The sequence below is a fragment of the Pseudomonas sp. SCT genome (genome assembly GCF_003864275.1).
Lineage (GTDB): Bacteria > Pseudomonadota > Gammaproteobacteria > Pseudomonadales > Pseudomonadaceae > Stutzerimonas > Stutzerimonas stutzeri_AE.
Genome location: NZ_BDJA01000001.1, coordinates 94709 through 118016, shown reverse-complemented (window position 1 = coordinate 118016; position 23308 = coordinate 94709). Strand labels below are relative to the sequence as shown.

General features: G+C 65.8%; 21 protein-coding genes. 7 read left to right on the top strand and 14 right to left on the bottom strand.

The genetic code is table 11. From position 1 onward, the window contains the following. Window positions 1-14: 14 nt before the first annotated feature. Window positions 15-302, bottom strand: coding sequence for a hypothetical protein (locus BHD08_RS00560; protein WP_125020439.1), 288 nt, complete (start codon window positions 300-302; stop codon window positions 15-17). Between the two features lie 558 nt (window positions 303-860). Between BHD08_RS00560 and BHD08_RS00555 the strand changes: the two genes are divergently transcribed. Next, complete coding sequence (locus BHD08_RS00555; protein WP_125020438.1) at window positions 861-1400, top strand: DUF421 domain-containing protein; 540 nt, start codon at window positions 861-863, stop codon at window positions 1398-1400. A 127-nt stretch (window positions 1401-1527) separates the two neighbouring features. Then, a complete protein-coding gene (locus BHD08_RS00550; RefSeq protein ID WP_125020437.1) occupies window positions 1528-2430 on the top strand; it encodes a LysR substrate-binding domain-containing protein in 903 nt (300 codons plus the stop codon). 118 nt (window positions 2431-2548) lie between these two features. Here BHD08_RS00550 and BHD08_RS00545 read toward each other — a convergent pair whose 3' ends face one another. Continuing rightward, window positions 2549-4030: a YdgA family protein gene (locus BHD08_RS00545; protein ID WP_125020436.1), complete on the bottom strand. Its 1482-nt coding sequence runs from the start codon at window positions 4028-4030 to the stop codon at window positions 2549-2551. A 184-nt stretch (window positions 4031-4214) separates the two neighbouring features. Next, the gene (locus tag BHD08_RS00540) at window positions 4215-4412 is read right to left on the bottom strand and encodes a DUF2934 domain-containing protein (RefSeq protein ID WP_125020435.1); all 198 of its coding nucleotides are present in this window, start codon (window positions 4410-4412) and stop codon (window positions 4215-4217) included. Window positions 4413-4660: 248 nt separating this feature from the next. Between BHD08_RS00540 and pgm the strand changes: the two genes are divergently transcribed. Further along, the gene (gene pgm, locus BHD08_RS00535) at window positions 4661-6325 is read left to right on the top strand and encodes a phosphoglucomutase (alpha-D-glucose-1,6-bisphosphate-dependent) (RefSeq protein WP_125020434.1); all 1665 of its coding nucleotides are present in this window, start codon (window positions 4661-4663) and stop codon (window positions 6323-6325) included. Window positions 6326-6341: 16 nt separating this feature from the next. Here the strand turns inward: pgm and BHD08_RS00530 are convergent, their stop codons facing one another. Then, window positions 6342-6962, bottom strand: a complete 621-nt coding sequence (locus BHD08_RS00530; RefSeq protein WP_125020433.1) for a DUF4157 domain-containing protein — start codon at window positions 6960-6962, stop codon at window positions 6342-6344. A gap of 79 nt (window positions 6963-7041) precedes the next feature. Next, window positions 7042-9111, bottom strand: a complete 2070-nt coding sequence (treS, locus tag BHD08_RS00525) for a maltose alpha-D-glucosyltransferase (RefSeq protein ID WP_125020432.1) — start codon at window positions 9109-9111, stop codon at window positions 7042-7044. Between the two features lie 183 nt (window positions 9112-9294). Between treS and BHD08_RS00520 the strand changes: the two genes are divergently transcribed. Continuing rightward, window positions 9295-10998: an alpha/beta-hydrolase family protein gene (locus BHD08_RS00520; protein WP_125020431.1), complete on the top strand. Its 1704-nt coding sequence runs from the start codon at window positions 9295-9297 to the stop codon at window positions 10996-10998. Here BHD08_RS00520 and BHD08_RS00515 read toward each other — a convergent pair. From BHD08_RS00515 to pbpG, 4 genes are all read right to left on the bottom strand, one after another. Beyond that, on the bottom strand, window positions 10977-12500 hold the full coding sequence (locus BHD08_RS00515; RefSeq protein WP_125020430.1) for a PepSY domain-containing protein: 1524 nt from the start codon (window positions 12498-12500) through the stop codon (window positions 10977-10979). The genes BHD08_RS00520 and BHD08_RS00515 overlap by 22 nt on opposite strands. A 5-nt stretch (window positions 12501-12505) precedes the next feature. Further along, window positions 12506-14554, bottom strand: a complete 2049-nt coding sequence (locus BHD08_RS00510; RefSeq protein ID WP_125020429.1) for a TonB-dependent receptor — start codon at window positions 14552-14554, stop codon at window positions 12506-12508. A gap of 123 nt (window positions 14555-14677) precedes the next feature. Next, complete coding sequence (locus tag BHD08_RS00505) at window positions 14678-15073, bottom strand: DUF2946 family protein (protein ID WP_125020428.1); 396 nt, start codon at window positions 15071-15073, stop codon at window positions 14678-14680. A gap of 149 nt (window positions 15074-15222) precedes the next feature. Further along, window positions 15223-16161, bottom strand: a complete 939-nt coding sequence (gene pbpG, locus BHD08_RS00500; protein WP_015275059.1) for a D-alanyl-D-alanine endopeptidase — start codon at window positions 16159-16161, stop codon at window positions 15223-15225. A gap of 246 nt (window positions 16162-16407) precedes the next feature. On the opposite strand from pbpG, the gene BHD08_RS00495 reads away from it, so the two are divergent. After that, entirely contained in the window at window positions 16408-16716 is a 309-nt protein-coding gene (locus BHD08_RS00495) for a YqjD family protein (RefSeq protein ID WP_015275058.1), read from the top strand. Between the two features lie 12 nt (window positions 16717-16728). After that, window positions 16729-17340 (top strand): NAD(P)-dependent oxidoreductase, encoded by a 612-nt coding sequence (locus tag BHD08_RS00490; RefSeq protein WP_015275057.1) that lies wholly within the window; start codon window positions 16729-16731, stop codon window positions 17338-17340. On the opposite strand, the gene aroE is transcribed toward BHD08_RS00490, so the two are convergent. After that, window positions 17337-18149: a shikimate dehydrogenase gene (gene aroE, locus BHD08_RS00485; protein ID WP_125020427.1), complete on the bottom strand. Its 813-nt coding sequence runs from the start codon at window positions 18147-18149 to the stop codon at window positions 17337-17339. The two genes, BHD08_RS00490 and aroE, sit on opposite strands and share 4 nt — an antisense overlap. Before the next feature lie 43 nt (window positions 18150-18192). Then, window positions 18193-19110, bottom strand: a complete 918-nt coding sequence (gene hemF, locus BHD08_RS00480) for an oxygen-dependent coproporphyrinogen oxidase (protein ID WP_125020426.1) — start codon at window positions 19108-19110, stop codon at window positions 18193-18195. Between the two features lie 153 nt (window positions 19111-19263). On the opposite strand from hemF, the gene BHD08_RS00475 reads away from it, so the two are divergent. After that, window positions 19264-20241: an NADPH:quinone reductase gene (locus tag BHD08_RS00475; RefSeq protein WP_125020425.1), complete on the top strand. Its 978-nt coding sequence runs from the start codon at window positions 19264-19266 to the stop codon at window positions 20239-20241. A gap of 49 nt (window positions 20242-20290) precedes the next feature. Here the strand turns inward: BHD08_RS00475 and BHD08_RS00470 are convergent, their stop codons facing one another. From BHD08_RS00470 to BHD08_RS00460, 3 genes are all read right to left on the bottom strand, one after another. Then, window positions 20291-20848, bottom strand: coding sequence for an L-threonylcarbamoyladenylate synthase (locus tag BHD08_RS00470; protein ID WP_125020424.1), 558 nt, complete (start codon window positions 20846-20848; stop codon window positions 20291-20293). A gap of 167 nt (window positions 20849-21015) precedes the next feature. Then, window positions 21016-22113 (bottom strand): DNA-processing protein DprA, encoded by a 1098-nt coding sequence (dprA, locus tag BHD08_RS00465; protein WP_125020423.1) that lies wholly within the window; start codon window positions 22111-22113, stop codon window positions 21016-21018. Between the two features lie 87 nt (window positions 22114-22200). Beyond that, complete coding sequence (locus BHD08_RS00460; protein ID WP_015275051.1) at window positions 22201-23226, bottom strand: LysM peptidoglycan-binding domain-containing protein; 1026 nt, start codon at window positions 23224-23226, stop codon at window positions 22201-22203. Window positions 23227-23308 lie beyond the last annotated feature (82 nt).

The window sequence follows — 23308 nt, the reverse complement described above, 5'->3', positions numbered from 1 at the left end:
GACTTTTAAGGGCTCTATTTTTGTTCTATAAAACCAGCCAGGGAAATAAAGCGATCAAACAAAATCAGAAACTTATTCTTGGTTTTAATTAATGTTGCCGCATTTTGGTTATCTGGGCACTGAACCATAAATTTAGCGCTACCCCCTGTAGACGCGAAATTCTGGCTGGAGAATTGGCTAAATTGATGCTTTTTCCCACAAACGCAATCATATGGGGCACCATCATAAAGAGAGAAGTCTCGATTGTGAAAAAAGGGCGTTCCAGCAGCCCTCTTGAATTCTTCCCTACTGAGTAATTGCATAAGTTTCTCCAATGTCTAAAAGATGCATAACGTTTGGTTAAGGGGCGGGCTTTAGCCCGTCCCAGTGAGCGAAGCGAGCGGTTTGAACCTATTGTTATGCATTAATTACAACGACTTGTGAAATATGAATAGTCACTTGCCGCCCTTGACACTTATTTCCCATATTCTGATACGGCTTTAGCTAAGCAATAAGGGAGGACGCCGAACGGGCGTGGTGTATAAGATTCTCTTCGCACAAATCTGCTCTAGCTTGGGCAATACAGTGATATCAACGCCCGTATTGCTTTTTATGCACCAGCTTTCGCTCGGTGCAGGTCCTTTTTGTGTAGCCGCGAGCGCAACGGGCAGCGGTAGCTCGTAGCGTCACAGCGAAACCTTGATCGAGTGCACAGTTGCTGCGCGTGATGGCACATTAGCCACTGCTTACGTATGGGTAAAGCATCCGATGGATTAATCCCGCTTTTCACGCTTCCGCCTGACGCACCGCCATACCCGCCGTATGCACTTTCCGCCCGCCTACCCTGTCCACCCCTGCATGGCTCAGGTGCGGAGGTGCTCGTGGAAGGCATGTTTTTCAGTAGCGGAACGACGTTGATTCGCACGCTGGTGGTGGGCGTGCTGGCCTATATCAGTCTGGTGTTGCTGTTGCGCCTGTCGGGGCGGCGGACGTTGTCGAAGATGAATGCGTTCGATCTGGTGGTGACGGTGGCGCTGGGTTCGACGTTCGCGACGATTCTGCTCAATCGCGATGTGTCGCTGGCCGAGGGGGTGCTGGCCTTGGCGCTGTTGATCGGGCTGCAGTATGTGGTCACCTGGTCCAGCGTGCGGGTGGCGCGGGTGCGGCGGACGGTGACGGGCGAGCCGGCGCTGCTGTTCTTTCGCGGGCGTTTTCTCGACGATGCCATGCGCGTGGCGCGGGTGACCGAGGATGAGGTGCGGGCCGCCGCGCGCAGTCAGGGGCTGGCCGCGCTGGATGGCATCGAAGCGGTGGTGCTGGAGACCGATGGCAGTTTCAGCGTGATCACCGATGGCGCCGGCGACAGCCGTTCCACGCTGGACGGGGTGAATGTGCCGGGGCCGAATGAAAAGGGCGTTTGAGGCCGTGGCCCTTTTCGCCAGCGGCTGATCGACGGATCCGCCGCCGGGGGCCCGCGCCGGTCCGGTTGCTGCCACGCGGCGCTGCCGCCAGACTCGTTGTTTCCGCCCTTCGATGCGATTTCCACCGATGAAAACCAAGCTCGACGAAATGCTCGCCTTTGTCAGCGTGGTCGACAGTGGCTCGATCAGCGCCGCGGCCGCGCAGCTGGAACAGACCGCCTCGGGCGTCAGCCGGGCTTTGAGTCGGCTGGAAGACAAGCTGGCGGTGACGCTGTTGCGGCGTACCACGCGACGCCTCGAGCTGACCGAGGAGGGCGCGGTGTTTCTGGCACAGGCGCGGCGCATTCTGGCCAGCGTGGAGGAGGCCGAGGAGCAGATGGCGCTGCGGCGGCAGGCGCCGGCGGGGCGCTTGCGGGTCAATACCGCCTCGCCGTTCATGCTGCATGTGATCGTGCCGCTGATCGGCGATTTCCGTGCACGCTATCCGCTGATCGAGCTGGAGCTGCACAGCGATGACCGCATCGTCGATTTGCTGGAGCGGCGCATCGATCTGGCCATCCGCATCGGCCCGCTGCCGGATTCCACTCTGCATGCGCGGCCGCTGTGCCACACCATGCGCCGGGTGCTGGCGAGCCCGACCTATCTGGCGCGGCATGGCACACCGCAACAGGTCGAGGACCTGGCGGAGCACAGCCTGATCGGCTTTACCGAGCCGGATCGCCTCAACGACTGGCCGCTGCGCCATGCGCTGGGCGAGAGCTGGCGAATCGCCCCGGCGCTGCGTGTCTCCAGCGGCGATACCGCGCGTGAACTGGCGCTGGCCGGCGAGGGGCTGGTGTGCCTGTCCGATTTCATGACCGGCCGGGATCGCCAGCGCGGCGAGCTGGTGGAGGTGCTGGCGGCGCAGCGGGTCGACGTGCGCCAGCCGATCAACGCCGTGTATTACCGCAACAGCGCGCTGGCCTCACGCATCACCTGCTTTCTGGATTATCTGAGTGAGCGCCTTGGGGCTGGCGCCTCGCACGACTGAGTGCGGCGATTGATGCCTGGGCAACCACTGCTGTGCTGCCGGCTGGAAGCAAAACGGCCCTGCCCATCGGTTCTCCGATGAGCAGGGCCGCACGCTGATGTTTCTTGAGGAGCGTCGTTTACCGCCCCAGCAGACCTGCGTTTTGCACCGAGCCGAAGGCGAAGCCCATGAACTCCGGCACGCTCATTTCGCGGCCGTTGAAGGTCACCTTGTCATTGGCGTAGTGCAGCGAACTGACCAGGCGCTCGCCTTCCAGACGCGACCAGCCGGTGTCCAGCGCCATGCCGCTGAAGAGCTCGGTGGCAGCGTCGGTTTCCTGCTGCAGCGCCACCGGATCGAGCTGACCGTCACGCTGGTTGTTCTGCACGACCAGCCCGGCGATATCGCGCACCAGGTTCTTGTCGATGCCGGCGTCGGCCTTGAGCGAGGCGAGCATGCTGGTGATCATCGCGTCCGGGGTGAAGGCTTCTGCGCTCGGCGATTGCAGATCGAGCACGATGGACAGGCGGGCGGCGCCGTGGGCGGTTTCGAAGCCGAACTCGTCGAGGGCCAGGGTAGGTTTGTGTTCGAGCAGCTGCAGGGCGCGGGTCTGCAGTTCCTGCTGCTGGGCGCTGGTGATACCGGCCAGGGATTCCTGCGGGGTGGCGCCGCTGTCGAGGATTTCCCGGTAGCTGGTGACCAGTGCCTTGAGGCTGTTTTCCTCGAGGTTGCGCAGGCTGAAGGCCAGGGCGAGGTTGCGCAAGCTCTGGCCTTTGGCGGTCACTTCACCCACCCGGTAGGCGATGCTCTGGTCGAGGCCGCGGCTGCCACGGCTCAGCTTTTCGTCGACCGAGGCGTTCTGCAGAACCACGGCGGGCTCGTCGCCGAGCTGGATTTCCATGCGTGCGAGATTGAAGGCCGAAGGGCCAAAGCCGATGCCATTGGCATAGTCCTGCTTGTCGGCAGTCAGGCCGATGCCGCGCAGGCTGATGCGCACCGGCTGGCCACTGTCGCTGCGTTGCAGGTCGAGATCGACCTCAGCCAGCTGACCATCCATGCGCACGTCGCTGCCGTCCTCGCTCGCCTCGAAGCTGATGGTGCCGGGCGCAACGCGAACGCTGCCATCTTCGCTCTTGAGATCGAAGGCGGCCGAGCGCAGGTCGCCGTACTGGCGACCGTCGTAGCCGATGGTGACATCACCCACCAGCGGGACTGCGCCGGCGGCGGCATCGAACAGGTTCTGCGTCAGCGGGGTGCGTTCGAGCTCGAAGTGGCTCTGCGCGGCGACCGGCATCAGCTGGCCGCGGGCCAGGCGCGAGACGGGGAAGGGGCCGTGTTCGAGGCGATCGTTCAGCAGCAGGCTGTACTGACGGTCGTTGCCTTCGTCATCCGGAATGTTGAAGTCGATCTGGTAGCGCGCGGCGCTGGAGAGCAGGCCGCGCTCGAAGCTGAGCAGGGCGATGCTGACATCGGCTCCGGGGCCGACGCTCATTTCGCGCAACTTGGTGTTGGCCTGGTCGACGGCATCACGGGCGGTCGATTCGACCTGGGTGCTGGTGTAGACGGTGGCGGCCCCGAAAAGAGCCAGGGGTACGGCAACGGCAAGTGCGAGCTTTTTCATGGAAGCATCCTGTGCGGCGGCTGGGCAGACGTCCTGTCAGCCGGTAGTTGGCAAGCGGCGGCACTCTAGCAGCGCGTAACGACAGGCTCCAGCGCGCCGGGGCGCAGGATGGGAAGGGTGAGAACGTGGCAACAGATTCGGGCGGGACGACGCCTGCTGCGCCTTCGCCGCCCTGCCTGCGTGGTTAATGCATGTTGTCCGATTTCGGCATGGGTATCGCAACGCTGCTTTCCACACTGCCGGCCTCGGCGTTGCCTTCCTTGTAGAAGGGCTCTATTTCCTCGCGGGCCTGTTGCCAATGCTCGCTTTCCTTGCCTTCCGGCTGGCCTTCGGCTTGCCAGATCTCATAGGCGCGCTGGCGGATGCGTTCGTCGACGTTCATGTGACAACCTCCTGGTCACGGGCTCGCGAACGCGAGCCGCTAAGCAGTGGAAAGGGTGCTGCAGTGGAGGTTCCGGCGGGGCGACGAGCGCGCTTGGCCAAAACGTCGCAGGCTGGATAAAGCCGCGCATGGAACCGCCGGCGCTGGTGCGGTCGAAGCTCTGGATTAATGGCGCCAACTGGCGTTTCATTCGCTTCGCGCTGCGCCCGCCAGGGCCGGCGTACCGCCTTTTCGCACAGGATTGACCGATGAGTATCGCCGCCAACGCAGGACGCCTGCCCGACCCGCACACCCTGACCCACCTGCCGCGCCTGGTGGCGCGCTACTACAGCGACCGCCCGGACCCGTCCGACCCGGCGCAGCAGGTGGCGTTCGGCACCTCCGGGCACCGCGGCTCCTCGCTCAAGGGCAGCTTCAACGAGTGGCACATCCTCGCCACCACCCAGGCGATCTGCGATTACCGCCGCCAGGAAGGCATCGACGGCCCGCTGTTCATGGGCATGGATACCCACGCGCTGTCCGAGCCGGCATTCATCTCGGCGCTGGAAGTGCTGGCCGCCAACGGCATCGAGACGCGCATCGACGCCGGCTGCGCGGAAACCAATGGTGAGCCGGGCTACACGCCGACCCCGGCAATCTCCAACGCGATCCTCAGCTACAACCGCGGCCGCACGAGCGGGCTGGCCGATGGCATCGTCATCACCCCGTCGCACAACCCGCCGGGCGATGGCGGCTTCAAGTACAACCCCACCAATGGCGGCCCGGCCGACACCGGGGTGACCAAGTGGATTCAGGAGCGCGCCAATGCGCTGCTGGTCGCCGGGCTCGAGGGCGTCAAGCGCATGGATTACCGCCAGGCGCTCAAGGCGGCGACCACCCAGCGCTTCGATTTCATCGAGGCCTATGTCGGCGGACTGGAGCGGGTGATCGACCTCGACGCCATCCGCGGCTCGGGCCTGAAATTCGCCGTCGATCCGTTGGGCGGCGCCGGTGTGCACTACTGGCCGCGCATTACCGAGCGCTTCGGCCTGCCGCTGGAGGTGCTGTCGACGGTGGTCGACCCGACCTTCCGCTTCATGCGCCTGGACTGGGACGGCAAGATCCGCATGGACTGCAGCTCGCCGCATGCCATGGCCGGGCTGATCGAGAACAAGGACCGCTTCGACGTGGCCTTCGCCTGCGACACCGACCACGACCGTCACGGCATCGTCACCCGCTCCGGCGGGCTGATGAACCCCAACCACTACCTGGCGGTGGCCATCGAATACCTGTTCACCCATCGCCCGGGCTGGAGTGCCGAGGCCAGCATCGGCAAGACACTGGTGTCCTCGTCGATGATCGACCGCGTCGCCGCCGGCATCGAGCGCCGCCTGGTAGAAGTACCGGTGGGCTTCAAGTGGTTCGTCGACGGCCTGATGGACGGCAGCCTGGGCTTCGGCGGCGAGGAATCGGCCGGTGCTTCGTTCCTCGACAAGCAGGGCGGCGCCTGGTCCACCGACAAGGACGGGCTGATTCTCGGCCTGCTGGCGGCGGAAATCACCGCAGTGACCGGCAAGGACCCGAGCGAGCGCTACCAGGCGCTGACCGACCGCTTCGGCGCGCCGGTGTACCAGCGCATCGACGCCGCGGCCAACCGCGAGCAGAAGGCGCGTCTGGGCAAGCTCTCCGCGTCGCAGGTCACGGCGAAGGAGCTGGCCGGCCAGCCAATCACGCGCATCCTCACCGAGGCACCGGGCAACGGCGCGGCCATCGGCGGGCTGAAGGTGGAAACGGAAAACGGCTGGTTCGCTGCGCGGCCGTCCGGCACCGAGGATGTGTACAAGATCTACGCCGAGAGCTTCGAAGGCGAAGCGCACCTCAAGCGCATTCAGGCCGAGGCCAAGGCGCTGGTGGATTCGGTACTGGCGGGCTGATCAGCCGCGGTCGCAATCAGGGCGAGTTCGTGCCAGCGGGCTCGCCCAGCGCCTTTTCCACCTCGAGCTCCAGCGCATACGCCGGCTGCTCCACGGCGCGGTAATCCAGCGTGTAGCGCCGGGCGAACTCGGCGACGCCCCAATCCAGATACTGTTCGACGTGCTTGAGCTCATGGGCCCAGAGCGCGACGTTGTCCTGCGCGTCGCTGGCGTGGCGGAAGACGATGACGTCGATCAGGGTGACGGCGTTGACGTCCGGGTTGCGCAGCATGGTGTTGCCGGCATTCAGCGCCACCTCGTCGCCGACGCGGTAGTGCGCGCTCTCCAGCACGGCCAGATCGAAAAAGGCTTCGAGCTGCGAGCGGATATGCAGCGGCATCGGCTCGACACCGCCGGCCACCAGCCGATCGCGCGATTGCTGGATCCAGTTCTGCAGCGCCAGCGCCGTCATGCGTTGCACGCGGTCATACACAGCCTGGGTATCGCTTGCCGAACCGGGCACGCAGAGGCAGTTGCCAGCCAGGCAGATCGATCGCTGGCCGGGCGGGCAGGCGATCTGCGCCAGAGCCGGAGCGCCGGCCCATGCCATGCATGCGAGCAACAGAGTAAGACGGCGAAGAAGCGGGGTGAACGACACGCGAAATCCTCGAAGGCGAGGGCGAGCCCCGGGCCGGTGCGCACTATAGCCGTGCGCCCGGGGCTCGCGAAGAGGACCTTCAGATCACCGGCGACGCGGCGCTCACCACGCGCAAGGCCAGGCCTTCGTAGGGGTCGAGGTTGAAGGTCAGCTCGCAGTTCTCGGTGAGGTCGCCTTCCACCCGCTCGTGGATGATGTCCACCACCGGGCCGGGTGCGACGCCGGGCAGGCAGACGGTTTCGCTGATGGTCTCGGCACTGAAGTTCAGCGCGGTGATCTGCACGCCTTTGCCGGCCGGCAGCTCGTGAACCATGATCAGCAAGCCCGGCGCCTGCACGTCCGGAATCAGGATCTGCTTGCTCGCGGCGATATCGTAAGCCTGACGCACGCTAAGGATGCGCTTGAGCTGGCAGGCGAAGGAGCCGGTGTCCTGCAGCTGCTGCACCAGGCTGCCATACAGCGCGCGGGCTTTCGGCAGGCCTTCGGCGGACACGGCGGTGTCCGGTGCAAGCTCGGCGAGGTCGTAGGCGCCACGGTTGATCCAGCGCGTGTCGCCGTCGCCCATCAGATGCTCGACCTGTTCGGCTGGCAGCGGCAGGGCGCCGACCAGATCCCAGCCGGAGAGGGCGAACACGCCGGGCTGCATGGCATTGAACATCACCAGCAGGATATGCAGACGCTGGATCTGCTCGACCTCGGCCGGGCCGATGGCGTCCAGATCGCGGATGTTCAGCGCCGCCGCGATCACGCTGGCGGTGGTGCAGGCCACGCCGTTGGTGACGAACTTGAGGTTGTAGGGCGCGTGCTCGCCGGTCAGCCGCTCGTACAGCTCCTCGCGGATCAGCTCGCGCAGATGCCCGCCGGGCAGCGTCTGGCCCTTGTAGTGGTAATGGTCGTAGGCGTGCAGGGTCCAGAAATGCACCAGCTCCAGGGTCAGCTCGTCGTGGTTCTGCAGCGCATGGATCAGCGAAGCCGGGTCGATGCCGAAGGCGTGCACCTCGCGCAGCATCATGCGCAGAAACTCGGTGTCGCCGGTGAGCAGCGCGTGGTGGTAGGCCGGGCGGGTGATGAAGTCGTAGGACAGGTCAGCGCCGCCGTGGGACATCGCGGCAATGTCATCGATGGTCAGGTTCAGTTCCTGGAAACTGAAACCGCCGGCCTTGCGGATCGCCCCGGCGAGCAGCTGGTTGCCGGTGACCGACAGCGGATGGCCTTCGGACCAGGCGGTGCCCTCGGCACGCCGCTCGACACCGAGAAAGCCGTTGGCATCCAGGCGCAGCACGCGGGCACCGGCCACGTCGATGGCGTGCAGGGCATCGCCGATGATCAGCTGCTGCGCGGCGAAGGTCGGGTCGAGCCAGTTCAGTGACGGCTGGCCTTCCTTGAAGTAGTGCAGGTAGACCCAGCGCCTGACCTTGCCGTCGACCCCGGTGACTTCGCCGGTAACGCTCCAGTCGGTGTCCTTGATCCCGGGTTCGAAGAAGATCACCCGCTGCAGCTGGCCGACGATGTAGTGCTTTTCCTTCAGCCGATCGACCACCGGCGGCTCCAGGTTGACCGCGTCGCGCTCCGGCGGGACATCGGGCAGCAGTTCCCAGTCCTCCTCGCGGATCTCAACCATGTGGTAGAGCCCGGGGTAGTCGCCGTAGGCCATCTCGGCGAGGCGGAAATCGGCGCCTTTTCCGGTGTGCGCCGGGACGATGTCGTCGATGACGATGGCGTTGTGCGCGGCGGCGACCCGGCTGAGCTGGAGCATCTGCTCCTCGGTGCCCAGGGCCGGGTCGATATCGAAGCTGATGCGGTCGAAGTTGCCGTCGATGGTCGGCGTGAACTCGCGCCCGCGCAGGCCGCCGGAGCGTTTCATCGGGCCGTTGTGAATACCTTGCACACCCAGTTCGGAGAGCGCGCTCCACAGCCGGTCGTCACCCAGCGCTTCGAGCACCGAGCTGCCCTCGGGGGTGATGATGGCCGCGGGGTAGGCGGTAAACCACACCGAGGCGATGGCACTGGCATCGCGCGGCCGCGCCTGCGCATAGGGCCGCTGCCAGAGCCGCGCCTGGCCGGCGTAGAGGCGCGCGCGTTCGCGGGCCGCATGCAACATGGACTGCTCGACCAGCCACTGGATATAGCTATTGTCTGGGGTGCTCATTCGACGTCGGTTCCCGCTGTGCTAAGGGAAATGTAGTCGTTTGAGTCGGCCGCTCGGTCATCGTTGCATCGAATTGATCGCCGCCAGCCTGGCGCAGACGGGAACCGTGGCGGCAGCGATGCCTCGAAAGGCCCAGGCGATAAGCTTTGCTCATCCGACTGCGGACCAATCATGGAGTTATCGATGCTGCGTCTCCCTCTGCTGTCCGCGTGGCGCTCGCTGTCCGGCTTCGGTCTGCTGCTGGGCACGCTGTTTTTCTGCGCGGCGCTGACGCCCTCGCTGGTGCCGCGCTCGACGCTGAGCCAGGGTGTGCTGGCCGGCGCGGCGCTGGCGGTCGGCTACGGCATCGGCGTGCTCTGGCGCTGGCTGTGGCGCTATCTGGGCCTGCCGGAACGCCCCGAGCACTTGCGCGAACGGGTCAATCTGCTGATTGCCGCCGTGTGCGTACCGCTGGCGGGCTTCTTTCTCAGCCAGGTCGCCGGCTGGCAGAACGCCGTCCGCGCGCTGATGGGCATGGAGCCGGTGAGCAGTGCGCATCTGATCGAGGTAGTCCTCACCGCGCTGGCGACCTTTCTCATCCTGCTGACGCTGGCACGGCTGTATCGGCTGGTGTCGCGTTTCGTCTCGCGGCATGCCGACCGCATCCTGCCGCGCCGGGTGGCGAATGTCATTGGCGTGCTGGTGGCGCTGGCGCTGTTCTGGTCGCTGGCCACCGACGTGCTGGTGGCACAGGCGCTGCGGGCGCTGGATGCCTCGTTCGCCCAGTACGATGCGCTGATCGAGCCGGAAACGGCGCCGCCCGATTCACCGCTGAAAAGCGGCAGTGCCGCCTCCGCGCTGCGCTGGGAAGAGCTGGGGCGCACCGGCCGCGGCTTTATCGGCTCCGGCCCTTCCGCGGCAGAGATCTCGGCGGTGAGCGGTAAGCCGGCGCTGGAGCCGATCCGCGTCTATGTCGGTCTGCGCGCCGCCGAAACGCCGCGCCAGCGTGCCCGCCTGGCGCTCAGTGAATTGCAGCGCAGCGGCGCCTTCGAACGCTCGGTGCTGGTGGTGGTGACGCCGACCGGCACCGGCTGGATCGATCCCGCGGCGATGAACACGGTGGAATACCTGCACCATGGCGACATCGCCAGCGTGGCGTTGCAGTACTCCTACCTGAATAGCCCGCTGGCATTGCTGGTGGAGGCGGATTACGGCCGCGACGTGGCCCGCGCCCTGTTCGCGGAAATCTATGCCTACTGGACGCAGCTGCCGCCGGAGCGCCGGCCGCGCCTGTATTTGCACGGGCTGAGTCTCGGTGCCCTGCATTCGCAACGCTCATGGGAGCTGCACGAGCTGCTCGGCGATCCCATTCATGGCGCGCTGTGGAGCGGGCCGCCGTTTCGCAGCGATCTGTGGCGCAGCCTCACCGACAGTCGCAACGATGGCAGCCCGGAGTGGCGCCCGCAGTTCCGTGATGGCCGCTTCGTGCGCTTCATGAACCAGCAGGGCACACCGGAGCCGGCCGATGCCCCCTGGGGGCCGATGCGTCTGCTCTATCTGCAGTACGCCAGCGACCCGATCACCTTCTTCGACCATCGTTACGCCTGGCGCCGGCCGGATTGGATGAGCGAGCCGCGCGGGCCGGACGTGTCACCCTCGCTGCGCTGGTTTCCGCTGGTGACCATGCTGCAGCTGGCGGTGGACATGGCGGTGACCACACCGACGCCGCCCGGCTACGGGCATGTCTATGCACCGGCCGACTACGTCGATGCCTGGCGGATCGTCAGCGCCCCGGCAGGCTGGAGCGACGCCGCGCTGCAGCGTCTGAAGCGGCATCTGGCCCACGAACTGGCCCGCGCCAGCGAGGAGGACAGCGAGGAAGCCGCCTACGGCAACCGTGGCGGCTGAGCGGCACGCACTGACCTCTCCCGGGCACGCCGTGGTCGACCGCGCAGCCGCCGCCAGCCCAACAGCACGCCGCTGATGGCGATCAGCAGCATGCCGGCGCTGGATGCCAGCAGCAGGCCGTCACGCAGCAGCGGACGTTGCAGCAAGGGCAGCCAGTCCCAGCTGTGCAGCAGCTTGAACACCCAGCGCACCGCGCGCCGACGCTGGTCGAGTTGTTCGATGACGGTGCCGCTGTACGGATCGAGATGCAGCCAGGTCGCCGCCGGATCGTCGAAACGCACCCGCAGCAGCGGCAAGCGTCGCGGCAGATGGCTGTAGAGGCTCGGTTCGCTACGGGCGTAGTAGTGGAAATCCTCCTGTTCCAGCCACTCGAAGCGCAGCTGCTGTTCGGGCCAGGCCTGGCGGACCTCGCGCTCCAGCAGGGCGCGCTCAAGGCGTTCCTGTGCCGGCTTGGAATAGGTGGAGGGCAGAATGCGTGTTTCACCCCCGGTATCGATAGCGAGCAGATAGGGCTGATCGCCGACCACGTGCCACTGCAGCTCCACCGGTTCGATACCAGCCTGGCGCAATCGAGCCAGTGCAGCGGCCAGATCCGTATCCAGCGCTTCGGCATTTAGCGGCGCTTGCCGCAGCGCGGCGGCATCGATGGTCGAACGTTTCTCGAACAGCCTCCAGGGCTCCATCGACAGCATGCCGCTGCCCAGCCAGACCAGCAGCACCACGCCGATCAGTAGCCCACCGACGTGGTGCACGCGGCCGGCGCCGACCGGGTAGGGCGAGTGCGAGCCGTTGCGGTAGCGACCGGCGAAGCGCCAGCGCATTAGCCCGATCAGCATGCCCAGCAGCACCAGCACCGCGGCGAGCAGCGCACCGTAGACCAGCGCCACTGACCAGAGCGTCTTCGGCATGACCTCGCGCAACGGGTAGAGCCAGTGCAGCCAGGCGCCCAGCAGGTTCCAGGCGCGCTCGTGGGCGGTGGCGTCGCGCACCACCAGCCCGCTGTGGCTGGAGACGTACAGCAGCCGACCTTCGGCATCGTCCGCCTGCACCCGATACAGCGGTCGCTCGCGAGCAAGGGCGTGGTTGCGCGTCCAGGCATCTTCCTCGACCCGATCGAGCAAGCGCACCTCGGCACCGTCCGCAAACTGCCGCGCACTGGCCAGCGCCTCGGCAGCGCCGATGTGCTCGATCCGTCGCCCGCTACGCGCATCGACCGCCAGCAGCGGGCCGTCGCCATAGTCCAGCAGATAGCGCGGCGAGCCACCGGCGCCCGTCAGGCGCAGGCTGAGCGGCGTGCGCGGGTCCTTGCTGGCGGCAAGCGCTGCGCCCGGTGCGATGCAGCAATCGACACTCAGTGGCTGCAGGCGCGAGAGGTGCTCCTCCGGCGTCAGCTTGGGATAAGCGACGAAGAGCATCACCACGCCGCTGACGATCCAGAGCAGGACGAACAGGCCCAGTCCGATGCCCAGCCAGCGGTGCGCGAGGTACAGATAGCGCTTCATGCGGCTCAGAAGTCCAGGGTCACGGCGGCATACAGCGCGCGGCCATCGCCCGGCGCGTGCAGCGACTGGACACCGTCGTACCAGACGTACTCGTAGTAGCGGTCGGTGAGGTTCTTCAGCTGCAGGTCGACGGCCAGCTGCTCGGTCAGCTGGTAGCTGGCGCCCAGGTTGAACAGCACGTAGCCGCCGTATTTGCCCTGGGTGTTCTCGCGTTCGAGGTAGTAGTCGGTCTGGCCGTTGAGCCAGGCGCTGAGCTGCAGATCTGGCGTAGCCTGGTAGGTGCTGCCGGCCGAGTACAGCCGCTGCGGCACGTGGTCGATCTGCTGGCCCTGGCTGGCCGGCAGGCTCGGATCAGCCTTCTCGATTTCCGAGAACTGCCAGGAGTGCGCCAGCCACAGATTCAGATCGCTGGCAGGGTAGAGGTTGAGCTGCGCGTCGTAGCCCCAGCGCCGCGTCTGCCCGAGGTTCTCCGATTCACCGCTGGGGTCGTTGAGCCGACGCCGCACCTCGTCGGCGGCCACCTGCTCCCAGTACGCGATGCGCCCGTCGATCCAGTGCGCCGGGCTGAACTTGATGCCGGTTTCCCAGCCGTCGTTGATCGACGGCGAGAGATCGCTGGTGCGCGGCGGCACCTTGTAGGCGGCCGCGCCAGTGCCGATCTGGAAGGTCCGGCCCCAGTTGCCATACAGGCTCAGCTGCTCGATGGGGGTGTAGATCAGGCTGATCTTCGGCTGCTCGATGCTGCCGTAATCGTTGATCGCGTAATCGTTGCCGCTCAGCTCATCGGTGAAGTCGCCCTCGATGCGGTCGACGCGAAACGCCGGGATGATCTTCAGCGACTCGACAGGCTGGATCACCGCCTGCAGGTAGGCGCCGTAGCTGTCGTAGTCGAAGCGCTGGTCGCGGGTCTGGGTCACGACCTGGCGCTCGACGGTGGTGTAGCGCTCGCTGCGGTTGCGCTGCTGCTCGGTGTCCAGCCCGCCTTCGATGGCCAGGTCATAAAGCCAGGATACGGCCGGGCGGTAGGTCAGCGACGTCCGTGCGCCGTAGTGCTTTTCCTCGCTGGTGCGCCGCTGCTGTGGCGCCGATTGCGAGAAACGCACCCAGCGGTCGTCGTCCAGGGTGTTGAGCCAAACCTTGGTCGCCCAGCTGAGATCGCTGGCCAGCTGGCTGTCCAGATGCAGGCTGAGCTGGTTCATGCGCCGCTCGCCCATGTCGCTGGCCGACAGCGCGTAGGATTGGCGTGGCGAGTGGCGCGCGTCCTCACGCGACAGGTAACCCGGCTCGTCCGCCTCGGCCTCGTAATGCCGGGCAATCAGGCCCAGGCGCCAATTACCGGCATCCGGCGTGTAGAACCATTTGCCGGACAGGCTGGTGCGCTCGCTACCGGCATGGTCGCGATAGCCGTCGCTCTTCTGCTGGCCGATGAAGTAGTTCTGCGTCCAGTTGCCGCTTTCGATGCCCTTGGCCAGCTGCAGCTCCTGGGTGTCGTAACTGCCGTAGCGCAGCCGCGCCTTGCCGTAGTCACCGCCGATGCGCGACTGCACGGCGACGTTGCCGGCGATGTTGTACAGGCCGTAGCGCGGATCGTTGGTGCCGCGCACCACCTCGATGCCGTCGATTTCCAGCGGGAACAGCATGTCCAGATAGGGCATGTTGCCGTCGTTGCTGTTGCTCGGGATGCCGTCGATCAGCAGCTTGACCGCGTTGACCTCGCCCTCGCCATTGAAGCCGCGGAAGGATAGCTTGCCGGAGCTGGTGCCCTGGCCGAATTCGGTGAGCATCACTCCCGGCGCACGACGAAACAGCTCCCAGCTGTAGAGCACCGGCTGTTGTTCGAGGATGTCACCGCCGAGCAGATCGACCGAGCTGATCACGCTGCTGGTCGGCAGGCCGCCACCCGACTGGCTCGCAGTGACGGTGCTGCTGCCCAGCGACAGCGCGGAGGCGGCGGTATCGGCAAGGCTTGCCGGTAGATAGGCAGCGGCCAGGGCCGCGATAACAAGACGAGGCAGCGCAGGGCGCCGCGAAGGGTGCGCAGGATGGTCGAACATCTCGCATGTTCCTTGTGCAACAGGCATGGCCATACGGTGCTTGGCCGCAGGCAGACGCCAGCACCCAACCATCGGCTGGTGCAGGCAGTTCAGGCGTGGCAACGAGGGGTGACGCCGGCGGCGTCAGGCGAGGGGAGAAGCGCGAGGGTTGAGGGCCGGCCACTGCTCTCGTGGCGACGGCCAATGGCCGCCTGATTCGGCGATCCGGCTCAAGTGCCCGGCGGTTTGTTGCGGCAGTTGCGGCGATGCTTCGGGCAGCGCCGCCAGCCCCACCGAACCGGCGCAACAGCAACAAGGCGGCATCCTCCCATGCGCGCCATGGCTGCCCTGATCATGCTCGCCATGGACTGCTGACTGGTGCAGCGCGTGCGCCTGCTGCGCCTGCATCAGCGGGCAATGCCCGCTCCAGCCGAGCAGCCGCTTGCTCTCCGCCGGCAACAGACCCGACAGCGGCATGCTCAGCAGATGGATCAGCAGGGCCAGGCTGGCGAGCCAGGCCGGAAGGCGGCGGCGTGTCATCGGCGATCCGATCAGGCGCAGGTGCGAATGGCGTTCATGATAGGAACGACTCTCAGCAAAAAGAGTTGCGCAAACTCAAGAATATCCGCCGATAGGCCTGCTGGTCAGGCTCGCTGCGCGAAGTCATCGCCACGCAGCGAACCAACCCCTCAGCGAGCGTCGAGCAGCGCCTGCGCCGCGTCGGCAGGCTGGCCGGCCAGCTGGCGCTGGGCCTGCTTCTGCTGCTTGTAGGCCAGCGCCGCGGCCGGCACCGGCGTCACCGTGCCGGTTTCCAGCCACTTTTTCAGGCGGTTGGCGTCGGCCATATGGGTGTACTTGCCAAACGCATCGAGCACCACGAAGGCCACCGGCCGTTGCTTCATGGTAGTGCTCATCACCAGGCAATGGCCGGCGGCATTGGTGAAGCCGGTCTTGCTCAACTGGATGTCCCAGTTGTTCTTGCGCACCAGGGCGTTGGTGTTGCGAAAGCCGAGGGTGTAGTTGGGCTTGCGGAAGGCGACGGTCTTCTCGTCGGTGGTACTGAACTGCTGGATCAGCGGGTACTGGCGGCTGGCGCGGATCAGCTTGACCAGGTCATTGGCGCTGGAGACGTTGCGCTCGGATAGGCCAGTCGGCTCGACGTAGTACGTGCGGCTCATGCCCAGCGCGCGCGCCTTGGCGTTCATCGCCTGGATGAACGCCGAGTAACCGCCCGGATAGTGGTGGGCGAGGCTCGCCGCGGCGCGGTTCTCCGAAGACATCAGGGTCAGCAGCAGCAGCTCGCGGCGGCTGATTTCGCTGCCGATGCGCACGCGGGAGAACACGCCCTGCATTTCCTTGGCGTCGCGGATGGTCACCGGCAGCACCTGGTCCAGTGGCAGCTTGGCATCCAGCGCCACTATCGCCGTCATCAGCTTGGTCACCGAGGCGATCGGCACCACCATGTCGGGATTGCTGGAATACAGCACTTCATTGGTATTCAGGTCGACCAGCAGCGCACTGCCGGAAGCGAGCTCCTGAACGGCCGGCTTGGCGGCCTGGGCATGAAGAACCGGCAACGAGGCCAGGCAAACGACGAACAGACTGGCCAGGGTACGACGAAAGTTCACGATAGGTTTTTCCCCGCGATGAAAGGGCGAAATGCGCTGAATGCGACGTGGTAGACGTTACGCCAGTATAGGGAATCGCCAGACGGCCCGCCTGTTCCCGATGAACGGTTCGTCGGAAGCAGCCCGCTTGCTGCCGGCACGGCGGACACATGCTGATGTGTATCACCACACGGCAGTCCGCGATCGGCTGCACCTCTCGGCCTTTTTGGAGTCAAACACTGACACTTACCGAGGGGAGGTCCCGCCATGTCCCGTTTCAGCAAGTCCACCACCCGCGAAGAAGTCCAGCACGAGATCGACAGCCTGATGCGCGCGCTCGATGAACTGAAGCACGACGCCGCCCGCGATTCACGCAAGCGCCTCAGCGCCCTGCGCTCGCGTGCCGAATCACTCTGGCACGATCAGGATTGGGACGAGCACTACGCCGACCTGTCCAAGCGTACCCGCGAGGCCAGCCGCGCTGCGCGTGACTGCGCCAAGGAGCACCCGCTGGGCACCCTGGCTCTGGCCGCAGGCGCCTTTGCCGTGATCGGCTACCTGATCAGCCGTCGCTGATCGGCAGTCGTCATGCTCAATGCCGAAACGCCGCGGTTGAAGTTCGCCCTCTACGGTGCGCACGACGACCTTGGCAGTGCGCTGCTGGTGGAGCTGCTCAGCCGCCAGCACGAGGCCGTGGCATTGCTTGACGACCTCAACTCGATTTCCGCCCGGCCTGGCCTGCGGACCAAACCGGGCGATCCGTTCGATGCGATGAGCGTAAGCGAGAGCGTGGCCGGGATGGATGCGGTGATCTGCCTGTTCCAGACGCCGCGTCTGCCTGGTCCGGGCAGAATCACTGGCGAGTCACCCCAGCGTGATTTCTATCAGGCGGTCGAGGCGCTGTTGCTCGGGCTGGAACGCGCCAGGGTCGAGCGCCTGTTGCTGGTTGCCGACTACCCGGCGATCGAATTGCAGCCGGAGGTCGAGGCGGCGCTGCAGCGACTGGCCAAGCATCCGCTGCGCTGGACGCTGGTGGATGCGCCATCAGCCGGCAATCAGCTGACCATCGAGACGCTGGCCGAAGCGGCGGGCAAGGGCGACGCCAATCCCTATCGGGAATTGCAGCGTATTGCCGCCGGCATCGTCGACGAACTGGAAAATCCCCAGCACATCCATCAGCGCATCCACTTCAGCGGCTAGCTAAGCTGCCGACGCAGTTCGGCCAGCACCGGCGCGGTATCCGGACGCACGCCACGCCAGAGTTCGAACGCCTCCGCAGCCTGCTCCACCAGCATGCCGAGCCCGTCACGGGTATCCGCACCCAATGCTGCCGCCCATTGGCAGAACGCCGTGGGCTTGGCCGCGTACATCATGTCGTAGCAGAAGGTATGGCCTGGCTGGATCAGCCTGTCGGCCAGCGGAGGCAGTTCGCCGCCGAGGCTGGCCGAGGTGCCATTGATGATCAGGTCGACCGGTTCGGCAAGATCGGTGAAAGTGCTGGCCGACAGCGGACCGAGCTCGGCAAATTCCTGTGCCAGCTGTTCGGCCTTGCTCACGGTGCGGTTGGCGATGATCAGCGCGGCGGGCCGCTGCGCCAGCAATGGCTCGAGTGCGCCACGCACCGCACCGCCGGCGCCCAGCAGCAGGATACGCCGGCCACGCAGCGCCACACCGGCGTGCAACAGATCGCTCACCAGCCCGGCGCCGTCGGTGTTGTCACCGAGCATGTGGCCGTCTTCGAGCTTCTTCAGGGTGTTCACCGCACCGGCACGCCGAGCACGCTCGGTGAGCCGATCAGCCATCCGGTAGGCCTGCTCCTTGAACGGTACGGTGACATTGGCGCCAAGCCCATCCTGGAAAAACGCCCGGGCGAACCCGACAAAATCATCCAGCGGCGCCAGCAAGGCTTCATAACGCAACACCTGGCCGGTCTGCGTGGCGAACAGGGCGTGAATCTGCGGTGATTTGCTGTGGCCGATGGGGTTGCCGAAGACGCCGTAGCGGTCCATGGGTGAATCCTTGCGCAATGTGGGATGCAGAAGCCGTCGTAGGTCAGGACTGTTCGGCGAGCCAGTCGCGGTCCTGCAGGAAGTATTCGGTCAGCCGCGCTTCCGGCGTACCGGGCTCGGGATGCTTGTCATAGCCCCAGGCCACTTGTGGCGGCAGCGACATCAGGATGGATTCGGTACGCCCGCCTGATTGCAGGCCAAACAGCGTGCCGCGGTCATAGACCAGGTTGTATTCGACGTAGCGGCCGCGGCGCAGCAGCTGGAACTGCCGCTCGCGCTCGCCGAATGGCGTGGCCTTGCGCCGCTGGACGATGGGCAGGTAGGCGTCGAGATAGGCATCGCCGACCGCACGCATGAAGGCGAAACTGGTGTCGAAGTCCCACTGATTCAGGTCGTCGAAGAACAGGCCGCCGACGCCGCGCGGTTCGTGGCGGTGCTTGATATGGAAATAGCGATCGCACCACTCCTTGTAACGTGGGTAGACCTCGGCACCGAACGGCGCGCAGGCATCCCGCGCGACCCGGTGCCAGTGCACGCAGTCTTCCTCGGCGCCGTAGTAGGGGGTCAGGTCGAAGCCGCCGCCGAACCACCAGACCGGTTCCTCGCCTTCCTTCTCGGCGATGAAGAAGCGCACGTTGGCATGGGACGTGGGCACGTAGGGGTTGTGCGGGTGGATCACCAACGACACGCCGAGGGCCTCGAAACCGCGCCCGGCCAGCTCCGGACGATGGGCGCTGGCTGACGGCGGCAGGCTGTCGCCATGCACGTGGGAGAAGTTCACGCCGCCCTTTTCGATCAGCGCGCCGTTCTCGATCACCCGGGTCCGGCCACCGCCGCCACCGGGCCGCGTCCAGGCGTCCTCGGCAAAGCGCGCGCCGCCATCTTCGGCCTCCAGCGCAGCGCAGATGCGGTCCTGCAGATCGAGCAGATAGGCTTTGACGGCTTCGGTCCTGTGGTTCACGAAATCACCTTGCGAATGACCGCACGCAGCCCTTGAGGCGCGGCTGAGCGGTGCTTGAAACGGGGTCGGCCGGCAAGCATAGCATTCAGCCGATTGACGAACGCAGCCCCGGCGGGTTGGATAGGCGCTCTTTCAAACGACCAGGAGCCAGACATGTCCCAGCGCATCCAATTCAGCCAGCACGGCGGTCCCGAAGTCCTGGAACAGGTCGATGCACCGCTCAGCGCGCCGGCTGCAGGCGAAGTGCGGGTGCGCAATCACGCCATCGGTCTGAACTTCATCGACACCTATTTCCGCAGCGGTCTGTACCAGCCGCCGAGCCTGCCATCCGGGCTGGGCACCGAGGGTGCCGGTGTGGTCGATGCGGTGGGCGAGGGCGTCGAGCATCTGCAACCGGGTGACCGCGTCGCCTACGCCACCGGCCCGCTCGGCGCCTACGGCGAACACCACACGCTGCCGGCGCGGCATCTGGTCAAACTGCCGGATTCGATCAGCTTCGAGCAGGCTGCCGCGGTGATGCTCAAGGGCCTGACCTGCCAGTATCTGCTGCGCCAGGTCCACCCGTTGCAGGCCGGCGACACCGTGCTGTTCCATGCCGCGGCCGGCGGCGTCGGCTCCATCGCCTGTCAGTGGGCGCGCGCACTGGGCGCGCAATTGATCGGCGTGGTCGGTTCCGCGGACAAAGCCGAGCGGGCCGAGGCCCTGGGCGCCTGGGCTACCATCGATCGCACCCGTGAAGATGTAGTGCAGCGTGTGCTGGAGCTGACCGAAGGCAAAAAATGCCCGGTGGTCTACGACTCGGTGGGCAAGAACAGCTGGGAGGTTTCCCTCGATTGCGTTGCCCCGCGCGGCCTGCTGGTGAGCTTCGGCAACGCCTCCGGTGCCGTCACCGGGGTGAACCTGGGTGTGCTGGCGCAGAAGGGCTCTTTGTTCGTCACTCGACCGATCCTGGCTGGCTACGCCGATACGCCGGAGCGCTTGCAGGCCATGGCCGACGAACTGTTCGAGATGATCGGCAGCGGCAAGATCCAGGTCGAGATCGGCCAGCGCTATTCGCTCAGCGAAGCGGCCGAAGCCCAGCGCAAGCTGGCGGCAGGGGAAACCACCGGATCGACCATTTTGCTGCCCTGAATACGGCGGCTGCCGCTACAGGCAGCCGCGCAGCCGTCGATGCGCCGGCTCAGGCCGGGCGAATCACCTCGCCCGTGCGCAGATCGCGAATGACGCTGGGGTTGCGTCGTCCACCCAGCGGGCCGTTGAACACCGCGTCGAGCTGCTTTGGGAAATACTGCTCCACCCGCAGCCGCGAGCGCGCTGCGGGACGGCCGGCAGGGTTGGCGGAGGTCGATACCAGCGGCCCGGTCAGCGCGCAGAGACGTTTGACCAGCGGGTGATCGGTTACCCGCAGCGCAACGCTGTCGTGCCGCCCGGTGATCCACTCCGGCAGCCGGCCGCGATGCGGCACCAGCCAGGTGTTCGGCCCCGGCCAGGTGCCGGCCAGACGATCAAGCCAGCGCTCGGGCAGATCCTCCAAGAGGAAATCGAACTGCTCGATGCTGTCGGCAATGAGGATCAGGCCCTTCTCCACCGGCCGCTCCTTGAGCGCCAGCAGTCGCAGCACCGCGTCTTCGTCCCAAGGGTCACAGCCAACTCCCCAGACCGCTTCGGTCGGGTAGGCGATCACTCCGCCGGCCCGGACCACCCGCGCCACCTGCTGCACACGCCAATCGCCGATCATGCCGACCTCTGCCTGGATGAAAAAAGCGGCAGTTTACCCAAGGCGCCTGTTGCCGAGCAGAGGGGCCTCATACTGATTCGCAACAAGCTGCAACAGACCCTCCGCTTTTCGAGCGCAAACCGCGGGGCGCGGATTGGCAGGCACGCATCACAGGCTCGCAGCTCCATCTAGCGGGGGATCACCACCCACAGGCCGTTGTCGCTGGCCACCAGCCCGTCGACTTCCAGTTCGGTCAGCTGCGCCAGCACCTGCCCCAGCGGCTGATCGAGCGCCACGGCCAGTGCTTCGCTGCTCCGCGGGGCGGCCAGCAGCTCGCGCAGTAGCGGGTTGTCCGGCCGGGTCTGCGTTGGTGTTTCGCCAGCCCCCGGAGCAACGCACTGCCAGCCACGCAGCGCTTCGAGCACATCCTCGACCGATTCCACCAGCGCCGCGCCCTGGCGAATCAGCTGATGACAGCCACGGGCGCCGGGATGATGGATCGAACCGGGAATCGCATACACCTCGCGGCCCTGCTCGGCGGCCAGGCGCGCGGTGATCAGCGAGCCGCTGGACGGACTCGCCTCGACCACCAGCACGCCCAGCGACAGGCCGCTGATGATCCGATTGCGTCGCGGGAAGTTACTCGCCTGCGGCGGGCAGTCCAGCGGCAGCTCGGACACCAGCGCACCGCCGCCTTCGACGATCTGCCGCGCGAGGGCGACGTGGCGCTGCGGATACAGCCGCTCGATCCCGGTGCCGAGCACCGCGATGGTCTTGCCACCGGCGTCCAGCGCGCCCTGATGAGCCGCGCCGTCGATGCCCAGGGCCAGTCCACTGGTGATGACGAAGCCTGCTCCGGCCAGGCTGCGGGAGAAGGCCCTGGCGTTGTCCAGGCCATTGCGTGAAGCGCGGCGGCTACCGACCATCGCCAGCTGCGGTCGCTCGAGCAGTGACGGGTCGCCGGCAATGAACAGCAGCGGCGGCGCATCAGGCAGTTCGGCGAGCAGAGCAGGGTAGTTGGGATCGTCCCAGCAGAGCAGATGCCGCTCCGGCTGCTCCAGCCAGGCAAGGGCGGCGCTGGCACGTTCACGGATTTCGGCACTGCGCCGCGGCTCGGCACAACTGGCGGGCAACCCCAGCGAGCGCCAGGCACTGGCTGGCGCACTCAGCGCCGAAGCGGCATCGGGAAACGCACTGACCAGCTTGCGCAGGCGACGCGGTCCGAGTTCGGGCAGCAGATTCAGACGCAGCCGGGCTTCGAGCTCGGCAGGGGAAATGGCAGGCATGGGCGAGCACTCCTTGTCTCATTACACCGCATCCTTGCGGTGTTATCGCAGCATGAAAAAGCCCCGCATTCGCGGGGCTTTCTTGCTTCAGGGGTTACGGACCTTGTCCTTCACCGACAGCGAGCGGGTCGCCTGCAGCACCAGGCCGTAGCTGAGCTTGTCGTAGGTGCGGAACACCATCAGCAAGCCGGAACGCTCGTCCGGAATCTTCACGTTTTCGCCAGTCACACGGTCACGCACTGTTTCACCGGTCTTGTAGACGGCCAGCACATTGCCGTCCTTCAACCCGTCGCGTGCGCCCCTGTTCAGCGTGACCACATCGAACTGGCCGATCTGGGTTACGCCGCGCGGTACGTCGAGGATCACGCCTTCGACATCGGTCGACGGCGCGCTGGGCATGAAGGTGGAGTTGACCGCACGCTCTTCGCCCGGGAACAGGCGATCGCCGATACGCGCTTCCTGGGTGGTACGGGTCAGCTGCATGGTCGCGATGTCGCCTTCGATTTCGACGATCTCGACGGTGCCAACGTCATCGGCGTTGATGCCGAGGAATTCACCGGTGTCCGGATCGACGTAGGTCTTGCCCTGACGGAAGATGCCGTAGGCCGGCATGTTCGCTTCGAAGCTGCCGCGGCCGTAGATGCGATCGCCGGCGCCGCTGATCACCCGCTCGGCATTGCCGGCGACGATGTACGGAGCACCCTGGAACTGCTCGGCGGTGTCGACGATGCGGTTGCTCAGCAGGAAGCTGTTGATCGCCTCCAGCGGAATGGTCGGGATGGCTTCGGCCATGGGTGTGGTACGCACGGTCGGCGACAGCTTGATGGTGCCGCGCGAGGCGCCGCGGTCGAGTACCAGGCGCGGCTGGCCGTCGACATAGATCAGGCTCAGGGTGTCACCGGGATAGATCAGATGAGGATTGGCGATCTGAGGGTTGGCGTGCCACAGCTCCGGCCATTTCCACGGCTCGCGCAGAAAGCGGCCGGAAATGTCCCAGAGTGTGTCGCCCTTCACCACGGTATACCGCTCCGGGTGATTGTCCTTGAGCTGCACCGCGGCCTGGGCGAGCCCGCCGACGGCCACCAGCAGCAGGGCGAGTAGTGATTTCCTCATGTGGTGAATCCCTTTATTATGTGCCTTCACGTAAAGCGCCCTAGCGCCGCGGAACCCTTTTGGATCGCGGCATTAAGCCGTT

Excerpts from the sequence above, each read along its gene's own strand:
- BHD08_RS00560 (WP_125020439.1), bottom strand. The coding sequence starts at position 302 with ATGCAATTACTCAGTAGGGAAGAATTCAAGAGGGCTGCTGGAACGCCC.
- BHD08_RS00490 (WP_015275057.1), top strand. The coding sequence starts at position 16,729 with ATGCTCAATGCCGAAACGCCGCGGTTGAAGTTCGCCCTCTACGGTGCG.
- BHD08_RS00470 (WP_125020424.1), bottom strand. The coding sequence starts at position 20,848 with ATGATCGGCGATTGGCGTGTGCAGCAGGTGGCGCGGGTGGTCCGGGCC.
- BHD08_RS00545 (WP_125020436.1), bottom strand. The coding sequence starts at position 4,030 with ATGAAAAAGCTCGCACTTGCCGTTGCCGTACCCCTGGCTCTTTTCGGG.
- BHD08_RS00510 (WP_125020429.1), bottom strand. The coding sequence starts at position 14,554 with ATGTTCGACCATCCTGCGCACCCTTCGCGGCGCCCTGCGCTGCCTCGT.
- BHD08_RS00505 (WP_125020428.1), bottom strand. The coding sequence starts at position 15,073 with ATGACACGCCGCCGCCTTCCGGCCTGGCTCGCCAGCCTGGCCCTGCTG.
- BHD08_RS00460 (WP_015275051.1), bottom strand. The coding sequence starts at position 23,226 with ATGAGGAAATCACTACTCGCCCTGCTGCTGGTGGCCGTCGGCGGGCTC.
- BHD08_RS00515 (WP_125020430.1), bottom strand. The coding sequence starts at position 12,500 with ATGAAGCGCTATCTGTACCTCGCGCACCGCTGGCTGGGCATCGGACTG.
- dprA (WP_125020423.1), bottom strand. The coding sequence starts at position 22,113 with ATGCCTGCCATTTCCCCTGCCGAGCTCGAAGCCCGGCTGCGTCTGAAT.
- pgm (WP_125020434.1), top strand. The coding sequence starts at position 4,661 with ATGAGTATCGCCGCCAACGCAGGACGCCTGCCCGACCCGCACACCCTG.
- treS (WP_125020432.1), bottom strand. The coding sequence starts at position 9,111 with ATGAGCACCCCAGACAATAGCTATATCCAGTGGCTGGTCGAGCAGTCC.
- BHD08_RS00495 (WP_015275058.1), top strand. The coding sequence starts at position 16,408 with ATGTCCCGTTTCAGCAAGTCCACCACCCGCGAAGAAGTCCAGCACGAG.
- BHD08_RS00540 (WP_125020435.1), bottom strand. The coding sequence starts at position 4,412 with ATGAACGTCGACGAACGCATCCGCCAGCGCGCCTATGAGATCTGGCAA.
- BHD08_RS00475 (WP_125020425.1), top strand. The coding sequence starts at position 19,264 with ATGTCCCAGCGCATCCAATTCAGCCAGCACGGCGGTCCCGAAGTCCTG.
- aroE (WP_125020427.1), bottom strand. The coding sequence starts at position 18,149 with ATGGACCGCTACGGCGTCTTCGGCAACCCCATCGGCCACAGCAAATCA.
- BHD08_RS00520 (WP_125020431.1), top strand. The coding sequence starts at position 9,295 with ATGCTGCGTCTCCCTCTGCTGTCCGCGTGGCGCTCGCTGTCCGGCTTC.
- BHD08_RS00550 (WP_125020437.1), top strand. The coding sequence starts at position 1,528 with ATGAAAACCAAGCTCGACGAAATGCTCGCCTTTGTCAGCGTGGTCGAC.